Origin of the sequence: Nocardia sp. NPDC056541 (assembly GCF_042794235.1) — a bacterium.
GTDB lineage: Bacteria > Actinomycetota > Actinomycetes > Mycobacteriales > Mycobacteriaceae > Nocardia.
The window spans coordinates 16,691-29,752 of record NZ_JBHTUD010000006.1 but is presented as its reverse complement, the minus strand read 5'-3'; the positions used below and the strand labels follow the sequence as shown (position 1 = coordinate 29,752).

Sequence of the window (13,062 nt, the reverse complement as noted above, 5' to 3'; positions counted from 1 at the left end):
GTGGGGCTGATGTGGAGGTTGTGTGGGGTTGTCGGCAGGCGTGTCGGCTATCGAAGCACGGGGGCGGCGTCGTCCTGGCGCACGGCGGCGACCTGTGGGCGTCGCCGGAACATGCTCGGCCGCAAGCGCGCGATCGCGACGCCGGTCAGGCACAGGGCGCCGCCGAGGAGTGCGGTGGCGGTGGGGACCTCGGCGAGGAAGATCCAGGACATGACGATGGCGAGGGCGGGAACGGCGTAGCTCGACGACGCGGTGACTCCCGCGGGGGTGTGGGCCAGGGCGTAGGCCCACAGCAGGAAGGCGAGGGCGGTCGAGACGACGCCCAGGTATACGACGCCGATGGTGGCGGAGAGCGGGGCTTGTGCCAGTTCCTGTGTCATTGCCGGTGCCCACGGCAGCAGGACGACGGCTCCGGCGACCGCGCCGAGGGCGGTCGCGGTCAGCGGGTCGGTGGACCGCAGCACCAGCTTCTGCGCCACCACGCTGATGCCGTAGAGCAGGGCGGCCGCCACCGCGAGCAGTACGCCGATGCGGTCGCGCTGTCCTGGTCCGGTGAACGCGATGATCGCGGCGCCGGTGAAGCTGACCGCGATGCCGACGACCAGCAGCGGCGGGAAGCCTTCGTTCAGGAACAACCCTGCCAATACGGCGACCACGATCGGCGCGATGTTCACCAGCAGGGCGGTGGTGCCCGCGTCGAGATGCTGTTCGGCGGCGTTCACCAGCACGGTGTAGAGCCCGAACCACAGCGCGCCGTAGGCCATCGTGAGCCACAGCGCCGTGCCGCGCGGCATCCGGCCGCCGCGAAACGCCAGCACCAGCACCAGCACGACGGCGCCGACGAGCAGCCGCCCGGATGCCATCGCCGCGGGCGATACGTAGGGCGCGATGCCGCGGATGATCACGAACGACGATGCCCAGGCGAGCATCACGGCGACCAGGGCGAGAGCGGGCAGGCGTGACTTCATTCCTCTACGGTGGACCCGTGAAGAGGTAAGCACAAGCGGGTATTCGCCATCTAATATTCAGTAGAACTGAATCGAGGAATTCGCATGATCGACACGCACCGCTTGATGATCTTCCGATCCGTGGTCGCGACCGGCTCGGTGGCCGCGGCGGCCTCGACGCTCGGTTACTCGCCGTCGGCGATCTCCCAGCACCTGACCGCACTCCAGCGCGAGACCGGCTTGCAGCTGCTGGAACGAGTCGGTCGCGGCGTGGTGCCGACCCCGGCGGGCCGGGTGATCGCGGGGGAGGCCGCCAAGGTGCTCGACGAGTTGACCGCGCTCGGGTCGACGGTGTCGGACCTGCGCGCGGGCAAGGCCACCCGGATCACGATCAACTCGTTCAGCTCGGCGGGCACCAACTGGATGCCCGACGTGGTCGCCACCCTCACCCACGAATTCCCTGACACCAGGGTTCGCCTGCGCATCGTCGACGAACTGGCCCCGGTGTCGGGCAACCGTCCCGATATCGCCCTCACGGTGCGCCTGGGCAAACCGGCGCAGATCACCGGCTACACCCACCGCGACCTGATGACCGAGCCCTACGTCGCCGTGGTCCCCGCCGACCACGAACTGGCGACACGTACCACCGTCGACGTCGCCGAACTCGAGCGATACCGCTGGATCGACAACGACACCAGCCACGGACCGTGCAGGCAGGCGATGCTGAACGCCTGCGCCGCAGCGGGTTTCACGCCCCGGTTCGTGGTGGAGACCACCGACTACCCGTCGGCCCTTCGATTCGTGGCGCGCGGTGTCGGCATCACCGTCGTTCCCCGTCTCGGCGCCACGGACCTGCCGCCCGGTTCGCGCGCGCTGGAGCTGACCAACCCGACGCCGCGCCGCACGATCTGCGCGCACATCAAGGACTCCGAGTCGTGCAACCCGGTCGTCACCCGGACGATGGAGTTGCTGCGGGTGGCCGCGGGCTTGCCGGGCGGTCAGTCGGGTGGGGGCTCGGACAGCCAGCCGCCCATCGCGACTGTCCGGAAATGAGTTGTCAGGCCGAAGTTCTCGTCGATGACATGCAGCGCGATAGCCGGGTCGGGTGCGTAGTCCATGACGCGGTGGGGTGGCGTCACTTCCCATTCGCCGCCGAGGACGGAAGCCGTACTGGGACAGGTGATCATGGGTTTGCCCGCGAAGATCGTCGCGATGGGGGCGTGGGCGTGGCCGGTGAGAATGCCGACGATGCGTGGATCGCCCGCCACCACCGCGGCCAGCCGGCCGGGATCGGCGAGCGCGATGACATCGACCACGGGACTGAACACGTGCTTGGGCGGATGGTGCAGGGCCACCAGGATCGGCCCGTCCGGCGCCTCGGCGAGTGTCGCGCGCAGCCAGTCGAAGGTGTCCTCGCCCAGCAGGCCCGCGGATTCACCGGGGATGCTCGAGTCGAGCATGACGACGGTGAGCGGCCCGACGCGGTGGACGCTGTTGACGGGAGTGGTCGAGGCGGGCTCGCCCAGCAGTGCGGTGCGGAAGTTCGCGCGGTCGTCGTGGTTGCCGGGCAGCAGGTACACGGGGATGTCCGCTTGCAGGGCAAGGCGTGCTTGCGCGTACTGCTCCGGCGTGCCGGAGTCGGTGATGTCGCCGGTCACCAGGATGACGTCGGGCCTGCGTGGCAGGTCCGCCAGGTAACCCATCACCGCCTCCACCCGTTCGGTGTTGCGCGCGCTGAGGTCGAAGTGGGTATCGCTGAGCTGAGCCGCCAGGATCATCGGCAGTCGCTTTCTTCTCTGGGATCGCTCCGTTGCGTCAGAGTGCGCCGGTATGACTCATCGGCACCTCTCCAGGCTAGATGACCTGCGTTTATTCGTCTTCATGAGCCGTGCCACGGACCGAAACCCACGAGGTGGTCTGTGTCACCGCTCACCCGGGTGATTTCGCGGTTCGGGTGCGGGCGGCGAGCAGCTGTAGTACGCGCAGGAAAGCGTGGCGATCGGCGGCGGGTAGGTCGGCCAGTAGTCGCTTCTCCTGTTCCTGGATGTCGTGCTGGGCGCGGTCGCGCAGCTTCGCGCCGTCGGCGGTGAGCCGGATCAGGTTGACGCGCCGGTCGGCCGGATCGGGGTCACGCAGGATCAGGCCGCGCTGCTGGAGGTCGTCGAGGACCGGGATGATCCGGGTCTTGTCCGCCCGGATCGTCTTGGCGAGCGCGGCCTGGGTGTGGACGGGCCCTTCGTCGAGTCCGAGCAGTACCACGTAGGCCCACATGGTGAGCCCGTGCCGGTCGAGGACGGGCCGCTCCGCCTCCGTCAGCGCACGGCCGAGCGGGACGAGCATGGCCGCGAGATCCGGCCGGGTCGCTTTCGGCATGGTCGAAATCTACCGCCGGACGGGTCGGTCGATGACCCTTGGCAGATCATAAGCATGCGCGTACGGTCAGCATATGCGTACTATCTCTGAGGAAGATCGACTTCTCCTGGTCCGGCACGAGCGCGCGGTGCGGCTGAGTATCGACGCGGTCGAGGCGGCGTCCGATTCCGCACTGTCGACCGAAACGCCCTGTGCCGGTTGGGATCTGCGCGCTCTGCTGGACCACATGGGCACCCAGAACCGTGGTTTCGCCGCCGCCGCTCGCGGTGCGAACGACCCGGCGGTCTGGGCGGTGCGCCCCGCGATCGATCCGATCGGCGACTACATCCGGTCCGCCCACGACGTCGTCGCGGCCTTCGCCGCCTGCCAGGCCCGCACCCTGCATCTCCCCGAAATCCCACCGGGCGAGTTCCCGGTCGCGACCGCCCTCGGCTTCCATCTCATCGACAGCGTCGTCCATGCCTGGGATGTCGCCCGGTCGGTAGGCCGAGCGATCGACCTGGATCCCGACCTGGCCCCGACCGCTCTGCGGATCGCCGAAGCGGTCCCCACCGGCACGGCTCGCCGTCGCCCCGGCGCCGCGTTCGGCCCCGCGCTCGAGGTCGCGGACACGACGGCAACTCTGGACCGCATCTTGCGCGTTCTCGGCCGTGCGCCCGAGTGGCTGCCGAGCCGGGCGTGAGGGTGTCAGCCGGAAATCAGTTGTGCGGCGGTGTGGAGAAGCCGCGCGCTCTCGTCCGGGTCGGACGTGAACGGCTCCCAGAAATCGGGGCCGGGGGTGGCTTCCAGATCGAGCAGCGGTGGGGTGAGCCAGTCGGCGTCGAGGCCGAGTCGCCAGGAGTGCAGGTGGGTGCGGGGCAGCGCGGCGGTGCGGTCGAACAGCGGGTCGCCCAGGATCGGGTGGCCGATCCAGGCCAGCTGCACGCGGATCTGATGGCGGCGCCCGGTCACCGGCCGCAGGGCGAGCAGTGCGTGCTCGCCGTGCCGGGCAACCGTGCTGAACAAGGTGCGCGAAGGATAGTTCTTCGCGGGCAGCAGATCCGCCTCGTCGACGAACCACCGGTCACCCGCGCGCTGGATCGCCTCCCGTGGCGCCGCGATCCGCACCCGGTTCTTGCGCCCCACGCTCAACGGCAGATCGATCTCACCGCCATCGGGCAGGTCGGCGCCCGACACGATCGCCAGATACGCTTTACGCGCGGTCTGATTGTTGAACTGCCTGGTCAGCGGTCCGTGCGCGGCCAGATCGGTAGCCAGTAGGACCAGTCCCGAAGTCACCTTGTCGATCCGGTGCACCGGATACAACTGCGTTCCCGCCGCCTGTGCCAACTCCACCAGATCGGTGTCGTGTCGCTCCCCGGTCACCGAGATCCCCGACGGTTTGTTCAACGCGAGCACCGCGTCATCGGCGAACACGGTGTACTCCTCGCGCACGCTGTGCCAATCCAAGTCCACTACAACACCCTAGGCAACGGTGTGCCGGTGCCGCTCGACGGCTGGTCAGCGGGCCGCCGCGCGGGAGCTGTGCACCTCGAAGCTGTGCACGTCGCGATCATGCCTGCCGCAGGCGGTGGGGGCGTAGGCGGTTGAAACCGCGAACACGGACGCTGCGCAGGTGGCGGATGGCGAATTCGGGGTGGTCGTCGAGGGCCGAGGCCGCGGCGTCGTCGATGAGGATGTTGCCCGGCCGGGCGACGCCGGTCAGGCGGGCGGCGATATTGACCACCGAGCCGTAGAGGTCGCCGAAGCGTTGCAGCACCTCGCCGTAGGCGAACGCCACGCGCAGTTCCGGCGTGCCACCGACGAGCATGGTCGACTCCTGGATGGCCAGCGCGATGCGGGCGGCGGCGGCCGCGGTCTCGGCGGCGAACATCACCTCGTCGCCGACGTTCTTGATCACCCAGCCGCCGTTGTCGGTGATCGCCGAGGTGGTGGTCGATTCGAAAGCTTCGAGGAGCGTGGACAATTCGTCGGGGTGCAGGTGCCTGGTGAGCCGGGTGAAGCCGACCATGTCGGCGAATCCCACCGCCAGCGTCCGCATCGAACCTTCGCCCTGCGCCTCGCTCGACCTGGCGACCGCGGCCGCCAGGTGCCTGCGCCACACGTACGACTGCAACTGGTCGATGCTCGCCATGGTGGATTCCGTTGCGGCACTGATCCGTTCCGTCAGCGGAATCGTGGGATCGGCCGCGGCGACGCGTGCCTTGATCTCGGCCAGCACCAGGTCGGCCTGCCACTCCGCCAGCCGCGCCATGCCCTGGCCGATCGTCCGCGCGGCTGCGGCCTGTTGCCGAATATCGGACGAGGCAACAACTTTCATACTCCGAAAGTTGGTGACCGCGGTGATATCGGTCTGCGTGAAGTCGACCTCGTCGTCCTCATTGGCCGGAAAACCCAGCGCCGTCCAGAGCCGCCGCGACTCCGACTCCGGCACCCCCGACTGCTCGGCCACCTGCGTGCGCGTATATCGACGCGGCCCACCGAGCAGCGCTTCCTCGATACTGCGCTGCACCAATTCGGTCATCTCGGGCTCCGACATACTCAGACTCTACGACTGTGCCGCGCGAGCGACAGGCATCCTCGTCTCCACATTGGCAACGTTCATAAATCCGGGCCGGTGACACCTGGCACAACGCCGTCCTGCCTGGTAACCCGTGACCTGGTCGCTTACCTGCCGGTGCGACTTCGCCCACTGCTCGGCTTCCTCGAAGGCGCGGCGGTATTCGGCCTCGCGCGGGCTGCCCGCGTCGACGATGGCGGTGATCGAGCTGTTGAAGGCGCGTCAGCGCAGCACGCTGTAGGTGGCCGACAGGGTGAAGCCGTGCTCGCCGACCTCGCAGCTCACCGTTCCCTGATAGCCGACGCCGCAGGTGGTGTTCTCCCGCGTGATCCGGTGACCTTCGGGGAGCACCTTCGCGGCCGGGTGGGTGAAGATCGGGCTGTCGGCGTCGACGAAGTGCGCCGCTTCGAGGATCCCGACCCGGAGCTGGTCGGTACCGGTAGGGGCGTCGATCGGGACCGCGTCACACCCGGCCGGGCCGTTGTTCCAGTAGATGGCGCAGTGCCGTCCGTCGGGCGTGGTGAAGAAGACGGTGCCCGCGTATTCGGGTTCGGGAACCTGGTAGTCGACGGGGTCTACCGGCGTGTAATCGCCGAGTCCCGACTGCGCGGCAGACGGCCCTGCGGCCAGGAAACCGGCGGCCAGCGCGGCCCCGGACAGAACGGTGAGTGCGGATCGGATCAACATGGACGTCCTCCCTCGACTTGTTGTACCCGGTATTTCGCCGCCCCGACGCACCTCGTTAACCAACCGAACAATTCCCTTCGCATGATGCGATGCACGCGTATCCGCCGCTACCTTCTACGCTGGCTGCCATGTCGTCACCCGCTCTCGGCGAGTTCCTTCGTACCCGGCGCGCCCGCATCCAACCCGCCGCCGTCGGACTGAGCGAATACGGTCGCCGCAGGATGGTCGGATTGCGTCGCGAGGAAGTGGCACAGCTGGCCGGCATGAGTGTGGATTACTACACCCGGTTGGAGCGGGGGCGCGATGAGGATTACCCCGATTCGGTGCTCGACTCCGTTGCCCGCGCCCTGCGTCTCGACGCCGCCGAGCGCGACCACTTCTACACGCTGGTCCGTCCCGCCGACCCCGACTACAACTACGCCCCGACCGTTCGCCCCGGCACCCGGCTGCTGCTCCACTCGATCACGACGCCCGCGTTCGTGCTCGGGCGCCACATGGAAGTGCTGGCCTGGAACGACATGGGCGACAAGATCTTCGGCTTCGACGCGGTCACCGATCCCGAACGCAACCTGGCTCGCTTCACGGTGCTGAACCCCGCGGCGGGCGTGTTCTATCCCGACTGGGAACCGGTTGCCGCGGAGACCGCCGCCTATCTCCGTCGCCAGGTGGACCGCTGCCCGCGCGATCGCAGGCTGACCTCACTCATCGACGAACTCACCGCCGCCAACCCGGTGTTCCACCGCATCTGGTCGATCCACACCCCGGCAGGCAATACGCACGGCGACAGGCTGATCCAGCATCCGTTGGTCGGCCGGATCGAATTCGGTTACGAGACATTGGCTTTGCCGGGTGATCTGGATCAGCTGCTGGTGGTGTACACCGTGCACCCGGATTCGGCGGCAAGCCAGGCGGTCGTCGCGTTGGGTACGCGGGAACTGGTCGGCGCCAGCTGACCGGGCAGTTCACACCGGGGTTGGAACCGCTTGCTCGCGAATGAGACGCTCGAAGCATGACGATCGAGGAAGTAACCGACTACGTGACCGGCCTCGGCGGAGTGCTGGTGCTGCGGCCGACCGAGGGGAGTGAGGCTCCCGAGATCAGCTGGGGCGACACCTTCTTCTACTACGCCCCCGACGGCGTCGTTCCCGCCGGTCAGCCCTTCGCCACCATCGTGACCAAGGACTACCCCGGCGACGAGACATCCGACCTGAACCGCCCCGGCAGCTTCCGCGTCAATATCGCCGTGAGCAAGACGACCTTCGCCGCAGCGGCCGCCCCGACCGATGCGAGCATCGAGGACACCGTCGTCGCCCACCCCCTCTACGCGGCCGCGAACTGGCTCGCGGTGGTGAATCCGTCGACTGCCACCGAAGCGACGGTTCGCGAGTTGTTGCGCGAGGCCCACGACCGGGCACGCACCCGATCCGAGCGACGCGCGGCCGAATAGCCGGACTCGGCAGTCGCTCTTGGTTTGCTGGTGACATGGTCGCGACGGCCCGGTCGCATGGTCGCGGTTTATTCCCTCCGGCGCGGTACCTTTCAGATACCAACGAAAGGGGAGGTCATGTCAGTACATCTCCGGCCTGTGCGTTCGCTGTCCAGCGCCAGGCTCGGACCCGTCGAATTGATCACCGGCGGATTGCTGTCGACAGCGGCGGCGCTGACGATGGTCGGCCCCCTGATCGCCGCTCTGCTGATCCGCCGCAGCGGCGCGGGCCGAACCCACCCCAGCGCCCCTCTGATCCTGCTGACCCTCGCCATCGCCCTCGCGATCATCGTCGCCCTCACCATGTTCGCCATCGCTCGTCGTCGCCGACGTTCCGGTTCGTCCTGGCGACCTGCGGAAACCGGTGGGGCGTAACCGGATCGGTTATCCTGGTGGCGATCAGGGAGGCTGCTCATGCCCATCAAGTTCCGTCAGCGCAAATCCTTCGGACCGCTGAAGTTCAACTTCACCCAAGCGGGCCTGTCGTCCTGGGGGATCAAGATCGGCCCCTGGTCCTGGAACTCCCGCACCCGCAAGAACAGCGTCGACCTCCCCGGCCCCCTGAGCTGGCGCCAACGCTGATCGGGCGCCGCCCGCGTTGCTGGTGCCCACCGGCCGAAAGCCGCCGTTCGACCCGTATTACCGCCCACCGCAACGCTGTCCACGCACGGCGCGCGGAGGTCGATGGCTGGGTGCAGTCGCCGTCGGCTCGCAACGCATCTCACCTAGTCAGTTCGGCGCGAAGGCGATCGAATGCTCGGTGTGTGGGGGCCAGGTTGAGGAATGCGGTGATCCGGGCCGAGCAGTTCTCGATGGTGTCGGTGCTGGTGTCGAGTTCCAGGTCGTAGGTCCGGTGGGCGTGAACCGAGTGGATCTGGTCGGCCGCGGTGCCGACGCGGCGATCGCCCCGTTGCTGTTCTCGGCGTTGTAGTTCGTCGAGTGAACAGTGCACGCCGACGAAGACGACGTCGATGCCGTGCATGACCGTCAGACAATCGCGCAGCCGCCACGGCTCGCTCAGGACGTGGTCCATGACGATGTCGTTGCCCGCCGAAGCCATCGCGGCGACGGCGCGGTGGAACCCCGCTCGGGTCCGTCGCAGGACATCGGCGAGTTTGGCGGTGTCGAGTTCACAGGTCCGTGTCGGTTTCGTCCAAGACAGGGTGGGGGAGCGTTCCCTAGGCTGGCCGCAGGCAGTTTACGACGCTCGTATTCAGGAGGATTGTGATGGCACGCGAACTGGTTTACACGGGATTCATGTCGCTCGACGGCGTGGTGGACTCGCCCGGTGGGAAGGTCGAGGGGCATCGCAGTGGCGGGTGGGTGATGGAGACCGAGTTCGTGCCGGAGGCGTATTCGCTCAAGGGTGAGGAACTCGCCGACACCACCGCGCTGATGTTCGGTCGCCGCAGCTACGAGGCGTTCGCCCCGATCTGGCGCGATTCCGAGGATCACGCCGCCTACAAGGAGCTGCCCAAATATGTTGTCTCCTCCTCGCTCACCGACGACGCGCTGATCGAGGGCTGGGGCGAGATCACCATCCTGCGCTCGACCGAGGACATCGAAAAGCTGAAGCAGACCGACGGCGGCCCGATCTACATCCACGGCAGCGCCGAACTGGCACAGCGACTGTCGGACGCCGACCTGATCGATCGATACAATCTGCTCGTGTTCCCGGTGCTGCTCGGCGCGGGCAAGAGCCTGTTCGGCCGGGCCGACCGGCCCAAACAGCAGCTGCGCCTGCGCGACTCGGCGACATACTCCAACGGCGTCGCCAAGATGGTCTACGACGTGGTGCGCTGAGTGAGGTCCAGCGCGATCGCACCACTGGCACCCTCGCGCAGCTGCCCCGCCGTCCGGCCGACGAAGCGGCGCAGCGCGCGGGCGAGGTGGGGCTCGTCGTAATAGCCGAGCTTGTCGATGACATCGCCCGGCGCCTCGCCCGCGCTCAGCAGCACCGCCGCGGTGCGGGCCCGCTCGATCTGACGGACCGCGCCCTGGGTGAGGCCCGTCGCCGCCCGGAAGCGACGCTCGAGCGTGCGCTCGGTGATCGCGGGTGTCAGACCACGCAGCGTGTCGGCGACCAGGGCATCGCGGACCACGACGCCCTGGCCGACCAGCCGCTCGACCAGCGCTTCCGCGTCGTCGACGCGCGGTGTCTCCCATCGGTCGCCGTCCAGCCAGAACCCGCGTGCGGTCACATCGGGCAGGACGATCCCACTGTCGACCAGGGTTGTCGCGGTCACCGCGCGCAGCGAGGTGCCGACGGCGAACTGGATGCCGACGAAGTCGGCCCCCTCGGGAACGGGTGCGGTGCTGGTGGCGACTTCCGGCCCGGTGACCGCCGCGAACGGCACACCCTGCTGCTCCCAGAACACCAATCCCCAGGTCTCGGTCGCCACGGATGTCATCTCCGCGACCTGCTCACTGCGGCAGGTCCACACCGACTCCACCCAGGGCGAGTCCGATAATCGGGTCTCGAACACCAATCCCACCATCGCGATCCTAATCGCGCGGGTTGCCGGATTCAGGTGAAGTCGGCCTGGTCTGTGAGTTCTACGGGAGCGGCAGGCAGGAGCTTCCGGTATTCAGACCGCGCCCTACGACCTCGACCGTGATGTAGTCCGTGGAGGTGTACTGCCCGGGCTTGAACTGCTGGGCGACAAGGTTTTGACGACCGGTGTACTCCGGTGTCCAGTCGAACGTCGCGGTGCCGTTCTCCGGATGGTAGACGGCGACCCCGAGCTGCTTGCCGTTCCCGGGCACCGAACCACCGCTGATGCCGATGGTCACCTCGCCGGCCTCGGAAACCGGTGCGTCGACACCGACGGTGACCGTGTAGGCGCAGCCGGTGCGCAGGCCCTCGGCAGGCTGCTCCACACTCACTCCGGTCACTGCCGCGGTCGCATTCGGTGCGGCGGTCAGCATGGCGGGCACGGCGCCGAGCATCACGGCGATGCCGAATCGGCGAATCGGAAGATTCATGGGATTTCCCTTCTGCGCGTGGTTCAACATTCGCATGATCAGGCCGGCCGCAGTGGGCCGATGAAGGTACCCGCGTGGGTGGCGGCGTCTTGACGGACGACGCTGCCGACCTGCGGCCACGGCACCTGCAACTGGGTGGTGGTGTCGGGCGGGGTCAGGACGATCGTGGTGGGTGTCCAGCCTTCGGGTCCGTCCGAGAGATAAGTGAGTTCGCTGCTCACGGCCGCGCCGGGGGCGACCGTCACGGGGGCGAAACCGGTTTCCTGGCGTGGCAGCGAGTAGTTCGGCCCGTAGGCCGGATGGTCGGGCCCGGCCAGGTCGACGCCCGGGTAGCCCTGGACCAGGCAGCTCTGCTGGGACGTGTTGGTGAGCACGATCCGCAGGGTGTTCTGCTGGGTCGAGGGCGCAGAGTCGTGCTGGGTGGTCGCGGTCAACATCTCGGCCGAACAGATCGGCAGCTGTGCGGAACTGACGGCCGGGATCATGAACATCGCCGGAACTGCCACTGCCACAACCGCTATCGCTCGCTTCGTTCTCACCGTGGAGTTTCCTTTCGTGCAGATTTCGATTCGGGACGTGGGTAGATCGAGACGTCGAGCTTGTCCGTTAACCTCGCTAACGATGTTCCCCGTACGCGGTGTGGATAACCCGGGGGTGTGACTCGGTCATACACCGAATCCGCCGTCACCCGGGTGTGTCAGCGATGTGCGGATAGCGACGATGCGGACCGGACCTCGCCGACGCGCTCGTGCCGTGACTCGGCCGGGCGCGAACGCCGAGTCGATACCGCGGGGTGAGTGCGTTGCCGTACCGCAGTGGGATGTCGAGGGGTGTTCGGCATCGATAGGTTCCCGGTGATGCGAAAGGGGAACGATGCGATACACGATCCTGGCCGCGGTGCTCGCGCTGGTCTCGACGGTCTGCGGGTGCGACGCCGAACCCCGCGCGGACACTTTGCGACGCGACGTCGAGGCGATCGCGGCGCTGGGAACTACGGGAGTGCAGGCCAGGGTCGTGGGCGTCGGGACCCATCAGGCCGCGGTGGCAGGTCACTCGAATGCTTCTGCCCTAGAAGCGGTTTCGCCCGAGGGGTACTTCCGGATCGGAAGCTTGACCAAGACGATGGTCGCCACCGTGGTCCTGATGCTGGTCGGTGAACGTCGTCTCTCGCTCGACGACACCGTTCAGCACTGGCTGCCGGATATGTTGCGCGGCAACGGAAATGACGGTGCGGAAATCACAGTTCGGCACCTTCTCCAGCACACCAGCGGTATTCATGAGAGCCCGCCCGAAATGGCCACTGCCGAGGACTATTACCGGCTCCGCTATCAGGTGCGCGATCCGCGCGACACGGTGGCGGCCGCCATGCGGCACGCACCCGATTTCGCGCCGGGTGCGGGGTGGTCGTACTCCAACGTCGGCTATGTCCTGCTCGGCCTGATCATCGAGCAGGTGGCAAACCGGCCCTGGTACGACGAGATCTCCGCACGGATCCTCGAACCACTCGGACTGCGTGACACCCGCTGGCCCGGCGACGCACCGACGCTGCCCGACCCGCACGCGAACGGGTATCAGCAATTCGAGGTCGACGGTCCGCTGATCGATGTCACGGAACTGGTGGACGCCGACGCCTCCGCTGGCTACGTCTCCACCACCGCCGATGTCGGCACCTTCTACCGAAGTCTGCTCGGCGGAAAACTGCTGCGACCCGAAGAGCGGGCCCAGATGCTGACCACGGTGCCGGTCGAGGGTGTCACCGGGCTGGTCTGGCCCGGCGCGAGCTACGGCCTCGGCCTGTTCGCGGTGCCCCTGTCGTGCGGCGGCACGTATTGGATGCACAACGGCGGTCAGACGGGATTTCTCACCAACGCCGGAGTGACCGATGACGGTGGCCGAAGCGCCGTGGTCTCACTGTCTGCCACGCTCGCTGTCGGTGAGGACGTCACGCAGAGCGCGGGATTCGCGCAACTGCGGACGGTCGGCGAGCTGGTGGACCACGCGCTCTGCGAGAAATAGGCCGGCGG

The 13,062-nt window shown here is 67.6% G+C and carries 18 protein-coding genes; 8 read left to right on the top strand and 10 right to left on the bottom strand.

Annotated features, from left to right (window positions below; genetic code table 11):
• Positions 1-47: 47 nt before the first annotated feature.
• Positions 48-968, bottom strand: coding sequence for a DMT family transporter (locus ACFQ9R_RS11980; protein WP_378990466.1), 921 nt, complete (start codon positions 966-968; stop codon positions 48-50).
• Positions 969-1,052: 84 nt separating this feature from the next.
• On the opposite strand from ACFQ9R_RS11980, the gene ACFQ9R_RS11975 reads away from it, so the two are divergent.
• Positions 1,053-2,000 (top strand): LysR family transcriptional regulator, encoded by a 948-nt coding sequence (locus tag ACFQ9R_RS11975; protein ID WP_378990464.1) that lies wholly within the window; start codon positions 1,053-1,055, stop codon positions 1,998-2,000.
• Here ACFQ9R_RS11975 and ACFQ9R_RS11970 read toward each other — a convergent pair.
• The gene (locus ACFQ9R_RS11970) at positions 1,946-2,725 is read right to left on the bottom strand and encodes a phosphodiesterase (RefSeq protein ID WP_378990463.1); all 780 of its coding nucleotides are present in this window, start codon (positions 2,723-2,725) and stop codon (positions 1,946-1,948) included. The two genes, ACFQ9R_RS11975 and ACFQ9R_RS11970, sit on opposite strands and share 55 nt — an antisense overlap.
• A gap of 151 nt (positions 2,726-2,876) precedes the next feature.
• Complete coding sequence (locus tag ACFQ9R_RS11965; RefSeq protein WP_378990462.1) at positions 2,877-3,320, bottom strand: MarR family winged helix-turn-helix transcriptional regulator; 444 nt, start codon at positions 3,318-3,320, stop codon at positions 2,877-2,879.
• A gap of 73 nt (positions 3,321-3,393) precedes the next feature.
• On the opposite strand from ACFQ9R_RS11965, the gene ACFQ9R_RS11960 reads away from it, so the two are divergent.
• Positions 3,394-4,002, top strand: a complete 609-nt coding sequence (locus ACFQ9R_RS11960; RefSeq protein ID WP_378990461.1) for a TIGR03086 family metal-binding protein — start codon at positions 3,394-3,396, stop codon at positions 4,000-4,002.
• Positions 4,003-4,007: 5 nt separating this feature from the next.
• Here the strand turns inward: ACFQ9R_RS11960 and ACFQ9R_RS11955 are convergent, their stop codons facing one another.
• From ACFQ9R_RS11955 to ACFQ9R_RS11945, 3 genes are all read right to left on the bottom strand, one after another.
• Positions 4,008-4,775, bottom strand: coding sequence for an RluA family pseudouridine synthase (locus ACFQ9R_RS11955; protein WP_378990460.1), 768 nt, complete (start codon positions 4,773-4,775; stop codon positions 4,008-4,010).
• A gap of 97 nt (positions 4,776-4,872) precedes the next feature.
• Positions 4,873-5,859 (bottom strand): adenylate/guanylate cyclase domain-containing protein, encoded by a 987-nt coding sequence (locus ACFQ9R_RS11950; RefSeq protein WP_378990459.1) that lies wholly within the window; start codon positions 5,857-5,859, stop codon positions 4,873-4,875.
• A 243-nt stretch (positions 5,860-6,102) separates the two neighbouring features.
• Positions 6,103-6,567, bottom strand: a complete 465-nt coding sequence (locus tag ACFQ9R_RS11945; RefSeq protein ID WP_378990458.1) for a hypothetical protein — start codon at positions 6,565-6,567, stop codon at positions 6,103-6,105.
• 128 nt (positions 6,568-6,695) lie between these two features.
• Between ACFQ9R_RS11945 and ACFQ9R_RS11940 the strand changes: the two genes are divergently transcribed.
• The 4 genes from ACFQ9R_RS11940 (at position 6,696) to ACFQ9R_RS11925 (ending at position 8,635) form a co-directional block, all read left to right on the top strand.
• The gene (locus ACFQ9R_RS11940) at positions 6,696-7,520 is read left to right on the top strand and encodes a helix-turn-helix transcriptional regulator (protein ID WP_378990457.1); all 825 of its coding nucleotides are present in this window, start codon (positions 6,696-6,698) and stop codon (positions 7,518-7,520) included.
• Positions 7,521-7,576: 56 nt separating this feature from the next.
• Entirely contained in the window at positions 7,577-8,014 is a 438-nt protein-coding gene (locus ACFQ9R_RS11935; protein WP_378990456.1) for a DUF6194 family protein, read from the top strand.
• 117 nt (positions 8,015-8,131) lie between these two features.
• The gene (locus ACFQ9R_RS11930) at positions 8,132-8,428 is read left to right on the top strand and encodes a hypothetical protein (RefSeq protein WP_378990455.1); all 297 of its coding nucleotides are present in this window, start codon (positions 8,132-8,134) and stop codon (positions 8,426-8,428) included.
• Positions 8,429-8,467: 39 nt separating this feature from the next.
• On the top strand, positions 8,468-8,635 hold the full coding sequence (locus ACFQ9R_RS11925) for a DUF4236 domain-containing protein (RefSeq protein WP_082843603.1): 168 nt from the start codon (positions 8,468-8,470) through the stop codon (positions 8,633-8,635).
• A 139-nt stretch (positions 8,636-8,774) separates the two neighbouring features.
• Here the strand turns inward: ACFQ9R_RS11925 and ACFQ9R_RS11920 are convergent, their stop codons facing one another.
• On the bottom strand, positions 8,775-9,215 hold the full coding sequence (locus ACFQ9R_RS11920) for a chloramphenicol phosphotransferase CPT family protein (RefSeq protein ID WP_378990789.1): 441 nt from the start codon (positions 9,213-9,215) through the stop codon (positions 8,775-8,777).
• Between the two features lie 65 nt (positions 9,216-9,280).
• On the opposite strand from ACFQ9R_RS11920, the gene ACFQ9R_RS11915 reads away from it, so the two are divergent.
• On the top strand, positions 9,281-9,856 hold the full coding sequence (locus ACFQ9R_RS11915; protein ID WP_378990454.1) for a dihydrofolate reductase family protein: 576 nt from the start codon (positions 9,281-9,283) through the stop codon (positions 9,854-9,856).
• Here the strand turns inward: ACFQ9R_RS11915 and ACFQ9R_RS11910 are convergent.
• The 3 genes from ACFQ9R_RS11910 to ACFQ9R_RS11900 form a co-directional block, all read right to left on the bottom strand.
• Complete coding sequence (locus tag ACFQ9R_RS11910) at positions 9,838-10,548, bottom strand: helix-turn-helix domain-containing protein (protein ID WP_378990453.1); 711 nt, start codon at positions 10,546-10,548, stop codon at positions 9,838-9,840. The two genes, ACFQ9R_RS11915 and ACFQ9R_RS11910, sit on opposite strands and share 19 nt — an antisense overlap.
• 61 nt (positions 10,549-10,609) lie before the next feature.
• Complete coding sequence (locus ACFQ9R_RS11905) at positions 10,610-11,038, bottom strand: hypothetical protein (protein ID WP_378990452.1); 429 nt, start codon at positions 11,036-11,038, stop codon at positions 10,610-10,612.
• A 38-nt stretch (positions 11,039-11,076) separates the two neighbouring features.
• Positions 11,077-11,577 (bottom strand): DUF4232 domain-containing protein, encoded by a 501-nt coding sequence (locus tag ACFQ9R_RS11900; protein WP_378990451.1) that lies wholly within the window; start codon positions 11,575-11,577, stop codon positions 11,077-11,079.
• A 334-nt stretch (positions 11,578-11,911) separates the two neighbouring features.
• Between ACFQ9R_RS11900 and ACFQ9R_RS11895 the strand changes: the two genes are divergently transcribed.
• On the top strand, positions 11,912-13,054 hold the full coding sequence (locus ACFQ9R_RS11895) for a serine hydrolase domain-containing protein (protein ID WP_378990450.1): 1,143 nt from the start codon (positions 11,912-11,914) through the stop codon (positions 13,052-13,054).
• Positions 13,055-13,062 lie beyond the last annotated feature (8 nt).